At 43.3% G+C, this 21,597-nt stretch carries 16 protein-coding genes and 2 pseudogenes; 5 read left to right on the top strand and 13 right to left on the bottom strand.

Annotated features, from left to right (window positions below; genetic code table 11):
* Window positions 1–20: 20 nt before the first annotated feature.
* On the bottom strand, window positions 21–578 hold the full coding sequence (locus BN1067_RS10575; protein ID WP_053218821.1) for a hypothetical protein: 558 nt from the start codon (window positions 576–578) through the stop codon (window positions 21–23).
* 184 nt (window positions 579–762) lie between these two features.
* Between BN1067_RS10575 and BN1067_RS10570 the strand changes: the two genes are divergently transcribed.
* Window positions 763–1,551: a DUF6612 family protein gene (locus BN1067_RS10570; protein WP_053218820.1), complete on the top strand. Its 789-nt coding sequence runs from the start codon at window positions 763–765 to the stop codon at window positions 1,549–1,551.
* Between the two features lie 200 nt (window positions 1,552–1,751).
* Here the strand turns inward: BN1067_RS10570 and BN1067_RS10565 are convergent, their stop codons facing one another.
* Entirely contained in the window at window positions 1,752–2,063 is a 312-nt protein-coding gene (locus BN1067_RS10565) for a hypothetical protein (RefSeq protein ID WP_053218819.1), read from the bottom strand.
* Window positions 2,064–2,173: 110 nt separating this feature from the next.
* On the opposite strand from BN1067_RS10565, the gene BN1067_RS10560 reads away from it, so the two are divergent.
* Entirely contained in the window at window positions 2,174–2,401 is a 228-nt protein-coding gene (locus tag BN1067_RS10560; RefSeq protein WP_053218818.1) for a DUF6154 family protein, read from the top strand.
* Between the two features lie 48 nt (window positions 2,402–2,449).
* Here the strand turns inward: BN1067_RS10560 and BN1067_RS10555 are convergent, their stop codons facing one another.
* From BN1067_RS10555 to BN1067_RS10545, 3 genes and pseudogenes are all read right to left on the bottom strand, one after another.
* A complete protein-coding gene (locus BN1067_RS10555; protein WP_053218817.1) occupies window positions 2,450–3,295 on the bottom strand; it encodes an ABC transporter ATP-binding protein in 846 nt (281 codons plus the stop codon).
* Window positions 3,296–3,688: 393 nt separating this feature from the next.
* Entirely contained in the window at window positions 3,689–5,053 is a 1,365-nt protein-coding gene (locus BN1067_RS10550; protein WP_053218816.1) for a TrkH family potassium uptake protein, read from the bottom strand.
* 341 nt (window positions 5,054–5,394) lie between these two features.
* Window positions 5,395–6,207, bottom strand: a pseudogene (locus tag BN1067_RS10545) (potassium transporter TrkG); the annotation flags it as partial.
* Between the two features lie 271 nt (window positions 6,208–6,478).
* Here BN1067_RS10545 and BN1067_RS10540 point away from each other — a divergent pair.
* Entirely contained in the window at window positions 6,479–7,735 is a 1,257-nt protein-coding gene (locus BN1067_RS10540) for a DNA polymerase IV (RefSeq protein ID WP_053218814.1), read from the top strand.
* Window positions 7,736–8,246: 511 nt separating this feature from the next.
* On the opposite strand, the gene BN1067_RS10535 is transcribed toward BN1067_RS10540, so the two are convergent.
* Window positions 8,247–9,734 carry an o-succinylbenzoate--CoA ligase gene (locus tag BN1067_RS10535; protein WP_053218813.1) on the bottom strand — a complete coding sequence of 496 codons (1,488 nt, stop codon included), beginning with the start codon at window positions 9,732–9,734 and terminating at the stop codon, window positions 8,247–8,249.
* A gap of 283 nt (window positions 9,735–10,017) precedes the next feature.
* On the opposite strand from BN1067_RS10535, the gene BN1067_RS10530 reads away from it, so the two are divergent.
* Window positions 10,018–11,181: a DUF4317 domain-containing protein gene (locus BN1067_RS10530; protein ID WP_053218812.1), complete on the top strand. Its 1,164-nt coding sequence runs from the start codon at window positions 10,018–10,020 to the stop codon at window positions 11,179–11,181.
* A gap of 226 nt (window positions 11,182–11,407) precedes the next feature.
* Window positions 11,408–12,382, top strand: a pseudogene (locus BN1067_RS10525) (DUF4317 family protein); the annotation flags it as partial.
* Window positions 12,383–12,540: 158 nt separating this feature from the next.
* Here BN1067_RS10525 and BN1067_RS10520 read toward each other — a convergent pair.
* From BN1067_RS10520 to BN1067_RS10490, 7 genes are all read right to left on the bottom strand, one after another.
* Window positions 12,541–13,977: a glycoside hydrolase family 1 protein gene (locus tag BN1067_RS10520; RefSeq protein ID WP_053218811.1), complete on the bottom strand. Its 1,437-nt coding sequence runs from the start codon at window positions 13,975–13,977 to the stop codon at window positions 12,541–12,543.
* A 237-nt stretch (window positions 13,978–14,214) separates the two neighbouring features.
* The gene (locus tag BN1067_RS10515; RefSeq protein WP_053218810.1) at window positions 14,215–14,865 is read right to left on the bottom strand and encodes an SDR family oxidoreductase; all 651 of its coding nucleotides are present in this window, start codon (window positions 14,863–14,865) and stop codon (window positions 14,215–14,217) included.
* A gap of 242 nt (window positions 14,866–15,107) precedes the next feature.
* Complete coding sequence (locus BN1067_RS10510; protein ID WP_053218809.1) at window positions 15,108–16,451, bottom strand: hydroxysqualene dehydroxylase; 1,344 nt, start codon at window positions 16,449–16,451, stop codon at window positions 15,108–15,110.
* Between the two features lie 160 nt (window positions 16,452–16,611).
* Window positions 16,612–17,430, bottom strand: coding sequence for a 1,4-dihydroxy-2-naphthoyl-CoA synthase (menB, locus tag BN1067_RS10505; RefSeq protein WP_053218808.1), 819 nt, complete (start codon window positions 17,428–17,430; stop codon window positions 16,612–16,614).
* A 107-nt stretch (window positions 17,431–17,537) separates the two neighbouring features.
* The gene (menH, locus tag BN1067_RS10500) at window positions 17,538–18,350 is read right to left on the bottom strand and encodes a 2-succinyl-6-hydroxy-2,4-cyclohexadiene-1-carboxylate synthase (RefSeq protein WP_053218807.1); all 813 of its coding nucleotides are present in this window, start codon (window positions 18,348–18,350) and stop codon (window positions 17,538–17,540) included.
* Window positions 18,351–18,355: 5 nt separating this feature from the next.
* Window positions 18,356–20,101: a 2-succinyl-5-enolpyruvyl-6-hydroxy-3-cyclohexene-1-carboxylic-acid synthase gene (menD, locus tag BN1067_RS10495; protein ID WP_053218806.1), complete on the bottom strand. Its 1,746-nt coding sequence runs from the start codon at window positions 20,099–20,101 to the stop codon at window positions 18,356–18,358.
* On the bottom strand, window positions 20,098–21,489 hold the full coding sequence (locus BN1067_RS10490; protein ID WP_053218805.1) for an isochorismate synthase: 1,392 nt from the start codon (window positions 21,487–21,489) through the stop codon (window positions 20,098–20,100). Before BN1067_RS10490 ends, menD begins: the two co-directional genes overlap by 4 nt.
* Between the last annotated feature and the right edge of the window lie 108 nt (window positions 21,490–21,597).

The raw sequence follows: 21,597 nt of genomic DNA, 5'->3' as shown, positions 1-21,597 counted from the left end.
TGCCTTTTAGAACTTGAATATCAAGAATGTTTCGTTTCGGTGATTTTCCAGTTGTCGTCAAAAGTTAATTCAAGCTCTAATGTGTAGCTCCCCTGTAAGTCAGTCTGGTTGTCCTGAATGACCTTGACTGTTCCATCTCCTGTTTCTATCATCTCATATTCAGCCTCACTTTGAAACCATGGCGGTGTTTCAGCCGGCAGAAGATATAACCCGTCCTCTTTTTCCGTATAGTAATAATCGATATATTTTTTCACAGCGTCAGGCGTGGCTACCCTGCTAAATGCTTCCGTGAGTTCATCGATTGAGCTGTAAGCCGTCACACGATAATTTTCTTCTGTTTCCTGGACAAGCAAGTCGATAAATGTTTCCGTAACAGAGACCAGTTCTTCATGTGAAGGAGTACGTTTCTTTGCCTCGTGATCAGATCCGGAAGACTTTTCCACTTGTTTTTGTGCGACATGCTCCGTGTTTCCTGCTTCTGCGATTTCTCCTTTATCGGTTTGCGCGGATAAAATAAGTATCGGTATAATGAACATAAGTACGCACGTCATCAAGAACGTTCCGGTTGTTTTTTTCATGGGTCCTCCCCCTTTGTAGGTTCATCATGCTAGATAGTTCTTTATACCTTTATTCCCATTTTTTTAAACCATTACTACAATCCAATAATAATTGAAACTTTTTCCTTCTTTTTAACGTATGGTTACTGAATCGATCTCATCACCAGATGTGGACGAAATAGCCTTAAAAAAAGGAGAGATATTTTTGAAAAAAATCTTATTACCTGTATTCAGTTTGTTTTTCCTCATGCTTTTAATGGCTGCCTGTAGTGCGGATGAAAAGACGCAACTCGAAGATATTTACCAGCAGACACTTACCGCTTCCGAAGAGTTGAAAAATTTCGAAATGGAAGCTGAAGTAAACCAGCAAGTGGAAGGTGGCGAAGTAAATATTCCGCCCATTTCCACTACTTTACACTCCAAAATCCAATTAGAACCGCTCGCTTTTTTCCAAACAATGGACGTAATGGATCAGGAAGTGGAAATGTACTATACCGAAAAAGGAATCTATTTTAAAGACCCACAGCAGGGGCAGTGGATAAAAGGACCTAAAGAACTGGTAGACCAACTGAATACTGTTTCAGCCCACCAACAAAATCCCACCGAGCAACTAAAACAACTGGAAGACTTTGTAAACGATCTTCAAGTGGAGGAAACAGAAAATAGTTATATTTTGTCACTGAGCGCCAGTGGAGAAGGGTTTAATAAACTGCTGGAAGAGCAGCTGAACAACCTGCCTGAAGCAGAAATAACGGACGAGTTGCTAAACAGTTTGAACCTTCATCAACTGGATTACACCATTACGGTGAATAAGAAGTCTTATTATCCGGAAAATATGACCGTTGATATGGATCTTGATATAGAGGAAAACGGCACGACCATCAATATATCTCAACAGATGGAAGCAGCCTACAGCAACTTCAATGAATTAGACAATATCCAAATCCCCCAAGAGGTTACCGACACTGCAATCGAAATGGAGAATCCTATGTAAGGTAAAAGGACCTTGCCTGCAAGCCGGGCAAGGTCTAATTTTGTAAAAAATGCGATACACTAAACAACATTTAGCTTTGTACTGGCTGCATGTTTCTTCTCGTATTACCTATCACAGATTTCACGATTGCTTTTTTCCTCAAGCACTCAGGTCAGCTTCCTCGCCATCATGTTAATCGATGAGATATTTGATTCTTCCGATCATTGTTCTGGAAGAATGTGCATGCTTTCAATATGGCTCCTTGTTTTGTCATCACCTAAATCATGAAGCATTTGAAAAGCCGATACGATTCCAGTGTCATACCGATCATTGACGGAATCCTTATGATAAGCAATTGGCAAATGAGTACGAAAAAAGGCTGTAATATCGGAGTTATACATTTCATCAAACATTTCTCTTAGCTGGAAAACCTCTTCATCCGTAGCGAGGATCGTGAAATCATTGTTATTGCCTGACTGTACTTGCGAAATCTCCAGTGTTCCTATATTGACAAAGTATCTTTTCTTTTCCATCTTTCACCCTCCTACCCTTTAATTTTCGCTATTTGCAGGAATTTATGAACAACATTTTCATCTTTCTGCATAAGGTAAGTTACAAACAAGCTTAGAAAGGAAAGGTTAACATGAAATTTGCAGACAACCTTTTTGAATTATATTTGCGGCATTTTGAGGAAAAAGAATTTTTAGAAGTATTTATACATTCCATTCTGGAACAAATGGATCACGATGATTTATTGGAGGTATTTGAAGGCTGCCCCAAAGACGAACTTGATGAAATATTGGGCAGTTACCTAAATAATAAGCTGGAAACGAAAATCACATCCACATCCGGGGAAACAAACCTGCCATGACATAAAAAACCCACTGATAAAATCAGTGAGTCCATCGGCCTCTTACACTTATACAATTGATTCCGCTTTTCGGGCCTGGCGTGCTTCTTCCACGGCACTCTTGATTAAACATCGGCCTCTTCCATGGGGAATGCACATAGGTGTTCCGAACATCGGATCATACGTCACATCACATTTCATGTTGAAAACGTCATGCACCATATTGCAGCTGATGATTTCTTCTGGTCTACCCTGCGCATACACCTGCTTATCCTTGATTGCAACAATGTGATGGGCGTAACGACATGCCAGGTTTAAGTCATGCAATACCATGACGACAGTGCGGCCATCCCGTTCATTCAACTCAAACAATAAATCGAGAATCTCGATTTGATGCGTCATATCTAAATAAGTAGTTGGTTCATCCAATAATATGGTCTCCGTCTTCTGGGCTAAAGTCATGGCAATCCACGCTCTTTGCCGCTGACCACCCGATAAAGAATCGACAGGCCGATCCTGCAGGTCCATCATGTTTGTCGCCTGCAATGCTTCCTCAACTGCCTGGTCATCCTCTTTGGACCATTTTTTAAACATGCTTTTGTATGGATGTCTTCCTTGCTTTACCAAATCAAGTACCGTCAATCCCTCTGGGCTTACCGGACTTTGCGGTAAGATCGCCAGTTTCCTGGCGACTTCCTTTGTCGGCATCTTGGCAATTTCTTCACCTTGGAGAATCACTCCGCCTTCCTTTGGCTTCAAAAGCCGTGCCATCGAGCGCAGCAGTGTTGATTTCCCGCATCCGTTTCCACCGATAAAAACAGTGATTTCCCCTTTAGGGATTGTTATATTTAAATCATCAATGATGATTTCCTCTCCGTAGCCAAGGGTCAAATCCTTCGCTGTCAATGTATCCATTTCGCAACCTCTCCCTTACGAGCGATGGCTTCCAACACTATTTCAAACGATTATTCACTTATCCAGATTATTTTTACTCTATTAACAGTTTATTTGCTTTAATGTTCTGCGTCAATGATTTTGATAATTGTTCTCATTTATTTTTTGTGACAGAAATTCTAAACAAAGCATGGGACATGTTATCTATTAAGACATTGTGCTTGAAAAAACACCCGAAGACTCCGGTAAGAAAGCATGGGTGACAGCAGGCGCAGAAGGCATTTCCTGTAGCGCCGTTTTAACATTCAATCAAACATGTGGACACCTGATTAAGCTGCATCGTCACAAAAGACCAAACCGCCATGGGTCTTGCTCCTGTCATTCCGATTTGTCTCTCCAACAATTAGGAATTAATTAACCGATGATGACCCGTTCTTTCGGATAATGATAAATATCTTTTGTCACCCTTCCTCTTAACAGGAACAGGAAGGAGAAAATTCCGATTCTCCCTATAAACATTAGAAAAATAATGATGCATTTTCCCGGCGTCGATAAATCAGGTGTAATCCCCATCGAAAGGCCTGTGGTACCGAATGCCGAACACACTTCAAATGCGATTGAAATCAACGGAAATGGCTCGAGATAAGTGAGGATGGTTATTGCACTCAAGCAAAGCATTGCCGCCGTGGAAATAACAATAAAAGAACGATTCACATCTTCCTGATCAAGTTCTCTTCCAAATACTTTTATGCTGGTGTTTCCTTTCCCATAATTGTAGATAGCCAGCAGCATGATCGCAAACGTTGTGGTCCTGATTCCTCCCCCAACACTGCTCGGCGAAGCACCAATGAACATGAGAATACAAATTACAACCAGGGTGGGCATGGTAAAATCGTTAACATCCATCGTGGCCAAACCACCACTTCTGGTGGTAACTGATTGAAACAGACTGTAGAAAATCTTTTCATGCCATATCTTGTCCGCCAAAAAAGCGTTGCGCTCCAGCACAAAGATCAACAGCCAACCCGCCAGAACCAAGGCAAAGAATGTCAACGTCGTTAGCTTGGAAAACAGGGAAAACGTATATTTTTGATTTATCTCGGATTTATGTCCTCTTATTAGTTCTTGTACTTCAATCAATACAGGGAATCCAATTGCTCCCAAAATAAGCAGGACGATGTTGACGAACTGGACAAAGTAATCACCAGCAAAAGGGATCAGCGATGATCCGGTTATATCGAATCCAGCGTTGGTCGTAGCGCTGACGGAAGCAAAGAAACCTTGCAACAGCGCTTCCTGCCAAGTATCGAAATAAGATAAAAAATACGTACTTAATATAATGGTACCGATTAATTCAATTGACAAAATAATTTTCAATATCTTGAGCATTAGTCTTACCAGACCGGATAACGTGGTCCTGTTTTGATCAATCTGAATCAACTGCCTGCCCCGCAAGCCGATTTTCTTTCCCAACAGGATCCAGATGAAGGTTCCTAAGGTCATGATTCCAATGCCGCCGAACTGAAGCACAATCGTCAATGCAAGCTTTCCAGCAGCATTGAATGTATCTGCAGTCGAAACAACTGTCAGACCAGTTACACTGACCGCACTCACTGCCGTAAACACCAAATCGATGAAAGATATACTAAACCCGCCTTGATGAAAGAACGGCATGCCTAGCAACAGAGTCGAAAAAAGCACTGTCAACAAATAGAACAAAACAATCAAACGGATTGTCGAAAGATGGCTTGCTTTAAATAGTCGTGAAAAAATGTTCATCTTGATTCTCCTTGTTTCAATTGCAGCAATGTAAGTTTACCAAAAAATATAGTCCGTTTATATAGTTTTTTCCCGTTAATATCTTTTTTCCGGAATCGAAAGGCTATTTTCCCAAAAACGGTCCTCTTCTTCCTGCATTGTTCGTACTTCTTCTACCTTCTATACCTAACCTGCCAGAGGTATGGAATAAATTAACGCTGTTTAAATCCCTTTTGGTGGGTTATATTATATTTAAAACGAACATACGTTCTTGAGAAGGAGGAGAAATGCTATGCTGCCGACAAACCTGACATTGCCGAGAAATGATGTACTTTGCATCGATATGCGCTCTTTTTATGCNCATGCCATATCTTGTCCGCCAAAAAAGCGTTGCGCTCCAGCACAAAGATCAACAGCCAACCCGCCAGAACCAAGGCAAAGAATGTCAACGTCGTTAGCTTGGAAAACAGGGAAAACGTATATTTTTGATTTATCTCGGATTTATGTCCTCTTATTAGTTCTTGTACTTCAATCAATACAGGGAATCCAATTGCTCCCAAAATAAGCAGGACGATGTTGACGAACTGGACAAAGTAATCACCAGCAAAAGGGATCAGCGATGATCCGGTTATATCGAATCCAGCGTTGGTCGTAGCGCTGACGGAAGCAAAGAAACCTTGCAACAGCGCTTCCTGCCAAGTATCGAAATAAGATAAAAAATACGTACTTAATATAATGGTACCGATTAATTCAATTGACAAAATAATTTTCAATATCTTGAGCATTAGTCTTACCAGACCGGATAACGTGGTCCTGTTTTGATCAATCTGAATCAACTGCCTGCCCCGCAAGCCGATTTTCTTTCCCAACAGGATCCAGATGAAGGTTCCTAAGGTCATGATTCCAATGCCGCCGAACTGAAGCACAATCGTCAATGCAAGCTTTCCAGCAGCATTGAATGTATCTGCAGTCGAAACAACTGTCAGACCAGTTACACTGACCGCACTCACTGCCGTAAACACCAAATCGATGAAAGATATACTAAACCCGCCTTGATGAAAGAACGGCATGCCTAGCAACAGAGTCGAAAAAAGCACTGTCAACAAATAGAACAAAACAATCAAACGGATTGTCGAAAGATGGCTTGCTTTAAATAGTCGTGAAAAAATGTTCATCTTGATTCTCCTTGTTTCAATTGCAGCAATGTAAGTTTACCAAAAAATATAGTCCGTTTATATAGTTTTTTCCCGTTAATATCTTTTTTCCGGAATCGAAAGGCTATTTTCCCAAAAACGGTCCTCTTCTTCCTGCATTGTTCGTACTTCTTCTACCTTCTATACCTAACCTGCCAGAGGTATGGAATAAATTAACGCTGTTTAAATCCCTTTTGGTGGGTTATATTATATTTAAAACGAACATACGTTCTTGAGAAGGAGGAGAAATGCTATGCTGCCGACAAACCTGACATTGCCGAGAAATGATGTACTTTGCATCGATATGCGCTCTTTTTATGCCAGCGTAGAATGCTTGAAACACAACTTAGATCCCATGCAAGATATGCTTGCAGTCGTAGGTGACAAAAACCGTTCAGGCAGTATCATTCTGGCAGCGTCTCCTCCATTAAAGAAAAAGCATGGAGTGAAAAATGTCAGCCGGTTTTTCGAGCTTCCGGATGATCCGGATATCCATATTGTAGAAGCGAAAATGGGAGACTACTTACAAGTCTCAATGGAAATCACCAAGCTCATCAATCAATACGTCCCGAAAGAAGCGATTCATCAGTACTCTGTCGATGAACTATGGGTGACGGTGAACGGTCTGGAAAAGTTGTATGGTGACCGCTGGCAGGTCGCTCGGATGATCAAGGCTGAATTGTTGGAAACAATGGGCTTGACCTGTTCGATCGGGATTGGAGATAACAAATTTTTAGCGAAGGTTGTCATGGATTTATACGCCAAAGAAACAGGGATTGCCGAGTGTCGGTATGAGGATGTAGAAGAAAAACTGTGGCCGGTGCCAGTTGAAAAAATTTGGGGAATCGGAAAACGGATGATGCGCAACTTAAATCGAATGGGGATTGTGACACTCGGCCAGCTGGCAGACTTTCCGCTGGAGCGCCTCAAAAAGCGGTTCGGAATCATGGGTGAACAACTGTATTGGCATGCCTGGGGAATTGATTTAAGCCCTGTCACCGGCAACTTTCAAAAACAAGACCAAAAGGGATTCGGCCATGGTATCACGTTGTTGCGCGACTACCGTGGCGACGAAGTGTTTGCCTGTATTCTCGACTTATGCGAAGAGGTATGTCGTAGAGCAAGGACTGCAGGCCAGGCCGGCAGAACGGTTCACCTAGGCATCGGCTACTCTCAAGAGAGCGGCGGCGGATTCAGCCGGTCCCGGTCAGTTGCGCTTCCAACAAACATTACCATGGAGGTATACAAGGTGTGCATGCAGCTATTCCGTGAATTTTACGATGGTGTCAGCAAAATACGCCGGGTGTTCGTCACTCTTGATAACTTGGCAGTCGATGCGGAAACCCAATTGAATTTATTTGTGGACAAAACCAAACAAAAAGACCTTGGTTATGTAATGGATCAAATTCGGCAAAAACATGGATCCGCCTCCCTGCTGCGGGCCACCAGCTTTACCGAGCTTGGTGTCACGCTGGACCGCACACATAAAATCGGCGGTCACAAAGCATGAGAAAGAAAAGGCTTCTTGCGGGGCTGACCCGCTGGAGTCTGGATATGCTGCCTGTGCTAGGCGTAGCAGAAACAAGAAGCTGTTCATTGCGGAGGAAATACCGAAGACTCCTCGAAAATACAAACCAATTTCCTTCGTGCGATGTATCGCTGCCGCAGCCTTCCTTGTCCTGCGGGAGGAAAGGCCTCGGTGAGATCCCGCAGAGCTTTAGCTCGAGGAAGCTCACCACCCGCCCGCGGAAAACGCAGGGTATTTCCGTAGCAATGGATGACCACTCCCCCAAGGGGAAAGAGGTCATCCAAAGTTAAACTGATGAGGAACAGAGGACACAAAATTTCTGAAATGAAATCGAAAAGCGGTCCGGATGGATGTTAAATCCCACACGGACCGCTTTTTTTAACATGCTACCTATCAGAGAGCTTCAGGTAACCGCAGTATTTCCACACATTCATTTTCTCTATTCGGCATATCCAGATGCATTGCGTTCCCAACCTTCAGCCTCTCATTCCTATTACGATTCCAGTTCTGTCACCATGTCGGCAAGCTTATGCCTGACCAGCTTATTGGAAGCATTCCGCGGCAGTTCAGTAAGAAAATAAACCTGCTTAGGAACCTTGAATTTGGCTAAGCGCTCCCTGCAGTACGCCAAAACGTGCTCCCTGGTTAATGTAGCGTCCGAGGGCACAATGAAGGCAACCGGTACCTGCCCCCATTGGTCATCCTTTCTACCCACGACACCAGCCTCTTTTATCCCTTCCAATCCAGACAAAACGCTCTCGATTTCAGCAGGGTAAATGTTTTCACCGCCGGATATGATTAAATCCTTCCGTCTGTCCATCACGTAGAGAAAACCATCTTCATCCAGTTTTCCCAGATCTCCAGTGGCCAGCCAGCCATAATGAAAAGCTTTATCGTTTGCTTTTTCATTTTGGTAATACCCTTTGGTAACCATGGGGCCTTTGACATATATTTCACCGACTGTGCCGTTGGAGACAGGTTTTCCATCCAGCATGATTTTCAATTGGGCAGACACTAGTGGTTTTCCAGCTGAACCGAGCTTGGATAAAGCGTAAGCCGGACTGAGCGTCACGATTTGCGAAGACGTTTCCGTCATGCCATAAGTTTGAAAAACAGGTATCTCGTGAATTTTAGCCTTCTCTAACAGCGGTTCTGGCGCAGGCCCTCCTCCTAAAAGCATACAACGGAAAGAATCAGGATAACGGCCGCCATCCAACTTATTGATCAGTCGTTCTAGCATGACAGCTACAACCGACACGATGGTCACATTTCCTGCTGTAATCGCCTGATGGGCAAGTTCAATATCAAATTTTTTCATCAAGTACACCGGCATGCCATACACGACGCTTTTCACTAAAAGTGAAAGTCCGCCTACATGAAACAATGGCAGGGAAGCCAGCCATTTGTCGTTATCAGACAAACCAAGGTTGAGAGCGGACGACACGGCACTCCACCAATGATTGCCATAGGTGTGCTCCACTCCTTTGGGGAATCCGGTCGTACCAGAGGTATATATAATGGTAAACAGCCTGTCCAACACTAATTCTTTCTGCAATGGGACATCCATTTCTTTTTGATTACCGATCATTCGGAAACTGTGGACGGCCACACTGCCGGCATGGTTCGAAGCAGAGAGCGCCAATTCAGCATGATCATCGTCATACAGCAGAAAGGCAGCCTCTGCATCGTCTAATTGATAAGCCAGCTCTGCAGCAGACAGGCGGACATTCAGTAAAACTCCGACAGCACCGAGATAGGACAATGCATGGATGGCGATTGCCATCTCGGTAGAGTTGGAAGCGAGCACAGCAACGTGATTGCCTTCTTCAACACTAGAAGCAGCCATTTTTTTTGCAAAGCTTCTGCTTTTGTTCCGCAGTTGTTGAAATGTCCACTCTTCCCCCTCAGGTGTTTCAATTGCTATTTTATTTGGTGAAAGATCTGCTTGTTTATCAAGCCAATGAGGAATAACTTCTGTCATGATCGTTCGAATCCTTTCTAAGTAAAGCCTCGTAAATAGAACTAGCACGCCATCATTTTATCGAACAATCGATAAAATGAAAAGCTTGGAAGCCTGATAAAATCCGCTTTGTAGCCGAGTCGTATCGGGGTGACAAATAACAAATTAGACTACGTTATTTTTTTCTTCCTATGTTAAAATAAAAGAGCACTTAATCAGTGGAGAGTAAATCATTAGATTTACTCTCCACTTTCTCATGCCGTAGTCACAATCACAGATCAAATACGTAGAGGTGGATTTTTAGATGAATAAAAAAGATGTAGCTGCTATTCGCAAGCAATTTAAAATAGACAACGATCTGCTTAAAATTTCCGATATTTTCAATGTTTATATTATGAAGGAATCGAGTGAAATCTATCACTATCAAAGCCAGCCATTTGAAATGCTGGAACAGGATCAGCAGGAATTATTTATGACAAACTTTAAAAAATTATTGACTGGGCAGCTTGATGAAAAACTGTTTGAATTAAAATTCGAACGCGAGGTAGAGAACAGCAGCCAGCTTATATTACATCAGGGTTTGTTAAGCAATGAGGTGGAAGATTGGAATCAACATATGCTATCCCTCGTCGAGAAGATGCTAAGCTACAGACAATATGAAATGGATATCGTCATCACTTTTATCAAGGCAGAATATTTGAAGCCGATGAAACGCCAGAGTGAGGAGTCGGAAGAAAGTGATCGGGACACTGTTTACTCGAATCCATTTATTCTTTGTAGTATCAATAAAACCCAGGATCCGAAGAAAGAACTGCTATTTGACTATGTCGAGAAGGAATTTAAATACAATGTGGTCGTGGATCCGATCATTAATCTGAATACCCCGATGGCAGGTTTTTTATTTCCTTGTATTACAGATAATGCTGCTGATGTTAACCACATTCTTTATTCTGCCGGGAAAGTAAACGAGCCTGATCCCGGTTTCGTTGAAGAAGTTTTAAATGCTCAAGAAACAATAACTGCCAAAGAGGATAAAACCGTCTTTGAAGAAATCGTGAAAGATGTTACGGGAGACCAGTTAAATACGCAGACACTTGCGAATGTTTATGAGGAAATCAACCGTGTAATGGAAGACAGCGAAGAAGAAGACACACCAAAGCTGGATTATCGGGACGTTGAACGCGTATTAAAAATGAGCGGTGTAGAAGATGTGGATACTGATAAAGTGGAAGCAGCTTTTCAGCATGTTGTCGATGATGAAAAATACGAACTAAAAGCAAGCAATATCTTGCCAAAGTATCATTCTAAGTCGATTAAAATCGACACAAAGGTAGCAAAGATTTCCATTAGCCCCGAAGATTTGCGATACGTGAGACAGGTGAATTTCAACGGCAAACGCTGTATTATGATTGAAGTGGAAGAAGACACAGTCATAGAAGGATTTAAAATGATACCGGAGGCTTTTTAATAACGTTTGTACAAGAGCATGGTCAAAGTAAGAAACCGAACGATGATTGAACTCGTTCGGTTTCTTATTGTTTGATGGATGTTGCGGAAGACAATGATAAAAAAGTATTTCCTTTTCCGCGGGAAGCATCAGCTAACCGTAAACCTCATTCTCTCTGTTTATAATGTTTTTCCATTGGACGCAATAACATCTTTATACCAGAAAAAAGATTGCTTCTTTTTCCGCTCTAANTGGGCAGCTTGATGAAAAACTGTTTGAATTAAAATTCGAACGCGAGGTAGAGAACAGCAGCCAGCTTATATTACATCAGGGTTTGTTAAGCAATGAGGTGGAAGATTGGAATCAACATATGCTATCCCTCGTCGAGAAGATGCTAAGCTACAGACAATATGAAATGGATATCGTCATCACTTTTATCAAGGCAGAATATTTGAAGCCGATGAAACGCCAGAGTGAGGAGTCGGAAGAAAGTGATCGGGACACTGTTTACTCGAATCCATTTATTCTTTGTAGTATCAATAAAACCCAGGATCCGAAGAAAGAACTGCTATTTGACTATGTCGAGAAGGAATTTAAATACAATGTGGTCGTGGATCCGATCATTAATCTGAATACCCCGATGGCAGGTTTTTTATTTCCTTGTATTACAGATAATGCTGCTGATGTTAACCACATTCTTTATTCTGCCGGGAAAGTAAACGAGCCTGATCCCGGTTTCGTTGAAGAAGTTTTAAATGCTCAAGAAACAATAACTGCCAAAGAGGATAAAACCGTCTTTGAAGAAATCGTGAAAGATGTTACGGGAGACCAGTTAAATACGCAGACACTTGCGAATGTTTATGAGGAAATCAACCGTGTAATGGAAGACAGCGAAGAAGAAGACACACCAAAGCTGGATTATCGGGACGTTGAACGCGTATTAAAAATGAGCGGTGTAGAAGATGTGGATACTGATAAAGTGGAAGCAGCTTTTCAGCATGTTGTCGATGATGAAAAATACGAACTAAAAGCAAGCAATATCTTGCCAAAGTATCATTCTAAGTCGATTAAAATCGACACAAAGGTAGCAAAGATTTCCATTAGCCCCGAAGATTTGCGATACGTGAGACAGGTGAATTTCAACGGCAAACGCTGTATTATGATTGAAGTGGAAGAAGACACAGTCATAGAAGGATTTAAAATGATACCGGAGGCTTTTTAATAACGTTTGTACAAGAGCATGGTCAAAGTAAGAAACCGAACGATGATTGAACTCGTTCGGTTTCTTATTGTTTGATGGATGTTGCGGAAGACAATGATAAAAAAGTATTTCCTTTTCCGCGGGAAGCATCAGCTAACCGTAAACCTCATTCTCTCTGTTTATAATGTTTTTCCATTGGACGCAATAACATCTTTATACCAGAAAAAAGATTGCTTCTTTTTCCGCTCTAAAGTGCCACTGCCATCGTCCTGTTTATCTACATAAATATAGCCATACCGTTTTGAAAACTCTCCTGTCGACATGCTGACCATATCAATGCATCCCCAACTTGTATATCCCATAATATCGATGCCGTCTTCGATTGCTTCTCCGATGGCTTGGATGTGCTCCCGCAAATAGTCGATCCGGTAATCATCATGAATCGATCCGTCATCTTCCAGCTTATCATAGGCTCCAAACCCATTTTCCACGACAAACAGCGGTAACTGGTAGCGGTCATACAATTTATTCAACGCAATACGCAAGCCGATAGGGTCAATCTCCCAGCCCCAGTCGCTTGCCTTTAAGAACGGATTTTTGATACCCCCGATGATGTTTCCCTGTGAAGCTTCCTCATCTGATTTTTCTTTCTTTTCTGTCCGGGACATATAATAACTGAAGCCTATATAATCAACTGTGCCTTCTTTCAACAGTTCCAAATCACCATCTTCTATCTGCAGGTCAATTTGATGCTCTTTAAAGTAGCGCTTCATAAAAGCAGGGTATTCACCTCGGACTTGTACATCTGCACAGAAGTAATTGAATAGTTGTTCCTCTTGAAGAGCATACATGACATTTTCCGGATTGCTGTCAAAAGAATAGACCGGTGCAAACAGAATCATACAGCCTATTTCGGCTCCAGGTATGATTTCATGGCAAGCCTTGACCGCAATTGCACTCGCTACAAACTGATGGTGATACGCCTGGAAGGTTGGCTGGTATTTATCTTGCTCGTTTTGGATAGAGAAGCCAAGACCCTGTATCGGCATAACCAACCCACTGTTGATTTCATTAAAGGTCATCCAGTATTTCACTTTATGTTTATACCGGTTGAAAATGGCATTGACATAGCGTTCAAAGAAACTAACCACTTTCCGGTTTCTCCAGCCACCATATTCGTTCACTAAATGCAGCGGCATTTCATAATGGGAAATGGTTACTACCGGTTCAATCCCATGTTTATGAAGCTCATCGAACACTTTGTCATAAAAAGCCAATCCTTCTTCGTTTGGTTCGGTTTCATCGCCTTTCGGGAAAATCCGCGTCCAGGCAATCGACATACGGAAAGCCTTAAATCCCATTTCTGCAAATAAGGCAATATCTTCTTTATAGCGATGGTAGAAGTCAATTGCCTCATGGTTGGGATAGAAATGCTGGTCAGGATGGATGGCAAAATCAAAACCCGGATTCGTCAGAATGTTGTACCGTTCTTTCCCACCTGGAAGGACATCGGCAATGTTCAACCCTTTATTCCCTTCCTTAAATCCGCCTTCTATTTGATTCGCCGCAGTAGCTCCTCCCCATAAAAAACCTTCAGGAAATTGATATGTTTTCATGTTGTTGCGTACCTCCTAAAAAAAACTTGCATTCTACATGCGATAGATCGATTTAAAATTATCTTTATAGCTACAGCTATGTACTGCTTCGTGTATATCTTCATCCTTATAACCGTAAGTCAAAAAGAACGATCTTGTCTTCGTTATTCAAGCGGCTTACCACCGTTGATTATGAAAAAAGGCAATTTACCTTTTTTCGATAAATTGCCTTTTTTCTGGACAGCAATCCCATTTTCTTTACAATGAGCTGACTGCTTCCTTGATTGTCGTAGATCCACCCACTACCTGAAATTCTTTTCCGATCGTAGAATCATTCTCCAGGGTGGCAGCGATGACGCCTGCTACATCCTCTCGTGGAATTTCTCCCCTTTCCACTTCTGTAGCAGCTTTGACTTCTCCTGTTCCTTGCTCATTGGTAAGAGCGCCTGGATGGATGATGGTATAGTCTAAATTCGTATTTTTCAGCCATTCATCCGCGTAATGCTTAGCTGCAACATATGGTGCAAAAGAGGAAGGAGCAGCCTGAATTGCTTCACGTGTTGTATCAAAGGAACTAATCATAATGAATCGCTTCACACCAGCAGTTTTAGCAGCTTCGATTGTTTTAACAGCACCATCCAAATCAATCATGATCGTTTTATCTTTTCCCGTATGAGGACCGGAGCCTGCGGTAAACACGATTGCATCCACCCCTTCTGCTGCCTTGGCAATCGACTCCGTATTTTGTTCCAAATCAACTACAGCTGTTTCCGCTCCCAGATCCTCAAAAAACGATGCCTGTTCTTGCTTGCGGATCATGGCTTTTGCTTTCAGACTATCTTTATTTTGCAAAATCTTGACAAGATGTTTTCCAATTTGGCCATTCGCGCCAACAACTAAAACTTTCATTTTTTCATCCCCTTCTAAGTAAATGGAATAAATTCTTTTCCCTCACCCTTATTGGTTTAGGATCTCCCCTTTTTATCGTAATCGCTTATCACACAGAATGTCCAGAATACCGCACCACATCCAACGTGTCTGCCTAACAACCCACGACAGGATTGGAAGTCACTGATTCAGCTGAAAGAAAGTGGCCGATTTTTTCTTCGCCCCACTTGGAAGAGTCAGAATATGCCCACCATGAGCATCCTCTAGCCTTTCTCCAACGCTTTTAGAGTCAAAGCTGCAGCTTTTTGGCCAGAGACAACCGCCCCTTCCATGGTGGAGAAAAATGGCTGTTTTGTGTAATCACCCGCAAGGATCAATCCTTCTATCGAGGTTTGTTGGTCAGGGCGTAAAGCATCGTTTCCCGGTGCCAAGCTGTAAAAATCCTCTGGATGGTTGATTTGGCGATAGTCTTTCACCTTGCCATTCAGATGGATACCAAGTGTTTGAAAATCGGCTATTACACGTTTCAATGTCTCTTCTGCTTCCATTTCCAAAAACCTCTCAGGGGGAGTCAGAATGATTGATAACCGCCCTTCACTTTCTCTGAAAGTCGTTCTGGACTGTTCAGCAAAACTGGCAAGGATGGTTTTGGGACCAAACGTAGTGATGTCTTTTTCCAATGCTGGCTTGTCGAGTTCGATTTGAAAAGTTGCCGCAGGCATCATAGGCAGTTTAAAAAGGTTGGATAACGAAGGATGATCTTTGTACGACGAGAGAATCTGCTTTGCTCCAACGAGCGATGTAGCTACCACCACTTGCCTGGCGCGATATTTTTTGCGATTGGTGCCTTGTACTCCAGAGATTTTCCCCAGATCGTCCATGAGTATTCCGGTCACCTTTTCACCTGTTTGGATGGATCCGCCCAATTCGATTATTTTGTCGGCAATTGGTTGACACATCACATCAGTCATTCCACCCAGAAATGCACCGATCCGCATTTTATAAAATTTTGGGATAGCAGGTGCAAACAAACCAAAGAAAACATATGCCGAATACCGATCCGGAGGTAAAAAATATATTCCCGAACTTAAAGGAATCAATAAGTAATCAAAAGCAGCATCGGTAACACCATGCCTATCGGCGTATGCTTTAATACTGTAATGATCCAATTTACCCGGCCGTAATAAATAATCTTTGTAGCCATGAAGAAAAAATGGGACAAGGGATAGTTTATCCCTCATCGTCAAAACATCCTGATTCCCAGTAATTCCTCTTATCATTTTAATAAATCCATGGATGGGAGCAATTCCGAGAACCAACTTTTTATTTTTGCCTTTGATTAATACATCAATCTTTTCTTCCCATGTAAGCATTTCATCAGGATTTACACCGGCTTTTCTGAGTAGTGAAGGAAGTGCTTTGTAGTAACCAATGAAACGATGGAAGCCGGACTCCACTGCCATACCGCCGTCATTCCAGTTGGAACAACGTCCACCGACAACTGGATCTGCTTCGAGAATCAACACTTTTTTGCCTTGCAAGGACAATTCCAATCCGCAGGATAACCCAGCCAATCCGGCACCTGCAATCACTACATCCCATTCCATTATTTTTCACCTCACTGATAGAATAAGCGGATTGCTGAAAGATTATCCGCATCATAGTGGATATTGCAATCATGACAAAACGGTCGCAAAAAGCCACAGGTTTCAGCAAAACGAAAAAACCTGAAGCAAAAGATGCTTCAGGTTTAACGACAAATTCATATTAAGGGAAACGCGGGAATTGTTTGAAGTCTGGATTGCGCTTTTCTTTGAAGGCGTCTCTTCCTTCCTTCGCTTCATCTGTTGTGTAATACAGCAAGGTTGCGTCTCCACCCATTTGCTGCAAGCCAGCTAGTCCATCTGTATCCGCGTTGAAAGAAGCTTTCAAGAAACGTAATGCGGTTGGCGATTTCTCCAACATTTCCTGACACCATTGTACAGTTTCTTCTTCAAGTTTTTCCAATGGCACAACGGTATTGACCAAGCCCATTTCTTCGGCTTCTTTGGCACTGTACTGGCGGCATAGATACCAAATTTCCCTTGCCTTTTTATGTCCGACAATTCTCGCCAACAGACCGGCACCATATCCAGCATCGAAGCTTCCTACCTTCGGTCCTGTCTGGCCAAACACGGCGTTATCGGCAGCAATCGTCAAATCACATACAACATGCAAGACATGTCCGCCACCAATGGCATATCCTGATACCATCGCTACTACCGGTTTAGGGATGACGCGGATCAAACGTTGTAAATCAAGCACATTCAATCGTGGGATTTGGTCCTCGCCGACGTATCCACCATGCCCGCGTACTTTTTGATCTCCTCCTGCACAGAAAGCTTCATCTCCTGCTCCTGCTAAAACGATGACCCCGATGTTGGAGTTATCACGCGCACGCGTAAATGCGTCGATCAATTCATTGGTTGTTTCCGGACGGAATGCATTCCGTACTTCTGGTCGATTGATCGTAATTTTTGCAATCCCATTATAAGATTCATAAAGAATATCTTCATATTCCCTTTCTGTAACCCATTCAATTGCCATAAGTATAACCTCCATTCAAAAATATGTGTTAGTTTTCTTACTTTGTGGAAGACTACCGGATTTCGCAAGATCGCCAAAACTGGCAAAATCGCTGGATTCTCCGACTTTTATCCTCCTAGAACACTTTTTAATAAGAATTCCTGTACTATTGTATCAAATTTTTGCGGTTGCTCCACATGAATTGCATGACCGGATAGCGGAACGATTTCCAAATTACTGTTCTGCAAGCTTTCATGCATCTCCTCTGCAATGTTGACAAACTTCCGATCTATTTCGCCTGCCATCAATAAAACAGGGTGACTAACAGATCCCAACTCTCCCCACCAGGAGGGCTGTGCCCCAGTTCCCATGCCGGTTAAAGAGTCAGCTAAACCTCGCTCCGTCTGACTGAGCCGTTCTTTCCGTATCCGTTCTTTGACGGAGTCAGGAAGTTTGGTTTGTGATTCAAACAAAGGAAGTTCCTGCCAATAATCCACGAACGATGTCAGCCCTTCTTCGATAATTCTTTCGGCAAGTGCTTCATCTTTGGTCTGCCGTGCAAGTTGTTCATCAGGTGAACTGAGTCCGGGCGATGCACTTTCCAGGACAAGTGCCTGAACGCGCTCTGGTTTCAATACCGTAAAGGAAAGCGCCGTCCTTCCACCAAGAGAGTAGCCAAGCAGGTGCACTTTTGTAAGAGAAAGCATGTCCAGCAGTTGTTCCAAGTCCTCGCAGAAATCTTCCATTCGGATGGGGCCTGGTACCTTCGTCTTACCATGACCAGGCAAGTCCAACATCAATACACGAAATTCATTCTTCCATTTATCGGCATATTGCTGCCATCCTCCACTACTGCCGGTAAAACCGTGGAGCAGTAACAAAGGAGGACCTTCTCCGACTTCTTCCATCCAATATTTTTTCGAGCCAACCGTATAGTACATGGTCATCACCTGCCAAGATAATCTAACAAACGGCGTTCAATGTCATCCCACTTTTTCCGATGCCATTCCACGTTTTCCTGCCGATTTGTTTGAACCTCAATAATAGAAAGCCCGTTGTGCTGATAACTGGCAGCAAGCGCCTGCCGTAAGTCGTCCCATGTCTCGGGCTTTACATACTTCCCTTCATACAAGGCACTGACATATTGAAAATCCATATCCAACGGTGTACCGAAAATCGTTTCGAAATGGCCAGTCTGCCCTGCCTGGGGCAAGAAAGAGAAAATCCCGCCGCCGTTATTGTTGATAAGCACCACAGTTAAGTTAAGCTGATACTGTTTGGCAGACATCAACCCGGTGAGATCATGGAAAAAGGTTACGTCGCCTGATAACAGTGTCACTTTTTCTCCATGGGCAGCCGCACCTAAGGCAGAGGAAGTGGTACCGTCAATGCCATTGGCACCTCTATTTCCCAGTACCCGGATCGATTTCGGCGTGGCCATAAAAAAGGTATCCATATCACGAATGGGCATACTATTGCCTACAAAAATCGTACTTTGCTCCGGCATAGCCTCCGCAAGCTGTTTCACTGTATGGCCTTCGGTTAAAGCTGAGTCGGGATTTTCCTCTAAAAGCTGAGCTTTGGCTGTCTTGTTCATTGCTTTCCAAGTTTCGAGCCATTGCTGATCATAAGCAGGCGCCTCTTCATGATCCATTAAATCCTGACACAGGCGGATTGGATCAGCATAAACAAATTGTGCCGCTGTACCTGCGGGCTCCCGATAACCATGAGATGATTCAACAACAAAATGTTCCATTTCCGGATGCTCTTTGACAAACAGCAAATACGGCTTGGAAACAGGCATCGCCCCAAACCGTATGATAAAGTCCGGGTGGAGCCGATCCCTAACCTGCTTGCTTTTTAAAATAGTATCATAGCTTTCCATCATGTTGGTTTTGGCGTGCTGTCCAGCCCTCAACTGTGACAACGGATCGGCTAAAAGTGGAATTTGCCACTTTTCTGCCAACCCGCAAATCGCTTCCGCCAATTGCGTATCAAACTGAGGACCACAGACGAGCAAGCCTTTTTGGTGGGCAGCCAATTGTTCAAGCAGCTTATCCAGCTGGTGTGAATCCAATCTCTTTTCACCGGTGAAGGTCTCATGAAAAGACATGCTTTTATTGGTACCCCAAATATTATCCAGGGAAAAATCAGGCATTAATGGCTCTCGGTAAGGAAAATTCAAGTGAACTGGTCCTGGATTCCCTTCAAACGCCGTATGATATGCTCTTGCTGCTTTACTTCGTCCATATTGCAGCATGGCAGGCGTTTGCTCTGGAAGCGCCATTTCCTGAAACCATTTTACGTATTTTCCATACATTCCGATTTGTTCGATTGCTTGCGGTGCTCCGACATCGCGAAGTTCATGCGGGCGATCTGCCGTGAGCACGACCAGAGGTACACGGCTATAGTAGGCTTCAACAATCGCTGGAAAATAATTGGCCGCTGCTGTTCCTGAGGTACATACGATTGCAACTGGTTTGTTTTGCTGCTTGGCCATGCCGAGTGCAAAGAAAGCGGCAGACCGCTCATCCATGTTTACCCAATGTTGAATATGAGGATGCTCTGCAAAAGTGACAGCAAGCGGAGTAGAGCGTGAACCTGGTGAAATCACCACATCTTTCAATCCGTTTTGATAAAGTTCGTCTACAAAATTAGCGGTATATCTAGTCAAAGCTTCCGTATAACTCATGATTGTCCTCCTAAAACAGACAGCATTGGTGTAAATTTTATATTCGTTTCCTGATATTCTTCTTCCGGATCCGAGTCTCTGACAACCCCGCATCCGGCAAACAAGGAAGCATGATCACCCTGAATCAGTGCCGAACGGATGGCAACAGCGAACTCCCCGTTTTGATAAGCATCCATCCAACCGATCGGCGCGCCGTACCAGCCACGATCCAAGCGTTCATAGTTACGGATGAATGCAACGGACTCTTCATTAGGCAGTCCACCCAATGCCGGTGTCGGGTGAAGCCGCTTTACGATATCAAGAATCGTATAACCATCATGCAGCACTGCTTCTACCGGTGTATAGAGATGCTGTAAGTTTTTCAGCGGATACAATACAGGTTCACCGGGAACCCGTACTTGTTCACAACATGCTGAAACTGCCTTTTTAATCATTTCCACCACAAACTGATGCTCGCTGCGGTTTTTTTCATCGGCCAGAAGCTGCTGGCCGATCCGCTCATCTTCTGCATCAGTTGTTCCTCTTGGTGCAGTCCCGGCGAGACACGTTGACAGCAGTTTTTTGTCTTCTAGTTTCACCAATCGTTCCGGCGTTGCGCCTAAAAAGCAGTCCTCCCCGCTTTCAAAGGCGAAAATATAACTGTTTGTCTGTTGGGTTGTAAGTGCTTTTAAGACTGGCGCGACATTCGCTTTATCTAAAAACTGTACCCGCAGCTCCCGGGCTAGAACGATTTTTTCTGCTTCCCCTTGTTTGATTGTTTCAGTCGCCTTGCTTACGAGTTCTTTCCATGCTTCAGGTTCCACTTCTTTTTTTACGTTGATATGAGGACTCTCTGGCAATACTGCAGGAGACAACAGCAAGCGCTTGTCTTCTTCCAGACGTTGTTCAATTTCCGCTGAGCGATCGTTCTGCATTATAACGACATTGCTCGTTAAGTATTGCTTTCCGTCTACCACCGTGAGCAGATATGCCGGGATTCGAAGTTTACTGCTGGGAAATGACTCCCAAAGAGACGTAGCTGCTTTGGCCGGATCAAAAGAAAATCCTCCAAAGGCAATCGGACCCGTTCCAGGTTTACGCTGAGGATTATGAATCATTGCTTGTTCGAGCATTTCCTTCCATTGACGCTCGATCACTTCGAATCGATTGTTTCCGTCAGCCTTTAAAATATAGGCTTCACCTGCTCCTGCCAGGATAAGAGTGCCTGCAGCATTTTCCCAAAAAAGCCGGCCTCCATCAAAGTTCGATGCATTGGCAAAAAAAGAGAGCGGATCACTTTGCGGCACCGGTTCTGTATAGCTTAGTAATTGGGGCGCCTGTTTCGATCTGGCAGCAGTCACAGCCTCCTCGACAGCAAGTCCCAATTCCTTCATCTCTGTTTGAATCATGTATGATACCCTCCAATACCTATAGGGAGAAAGTATGAGTATTTCTTCCAACTAAAAAACTAATAAGAACAGATGCAAGCTCCCGTCCATCGACACGATCCAGCATCC

The organism is Virgibacillus senegalensis, assembly GCF_000821245.2.
Lineage (GTDB): Bacteria > Bacillota > Bacilli > Bacillales > Amphibacillaceae > Sediminibacillus > Sediminibacillus senegalensis.
This window is presented reverse-complemented; position numbering and strand designations above follow the sequence as displayed.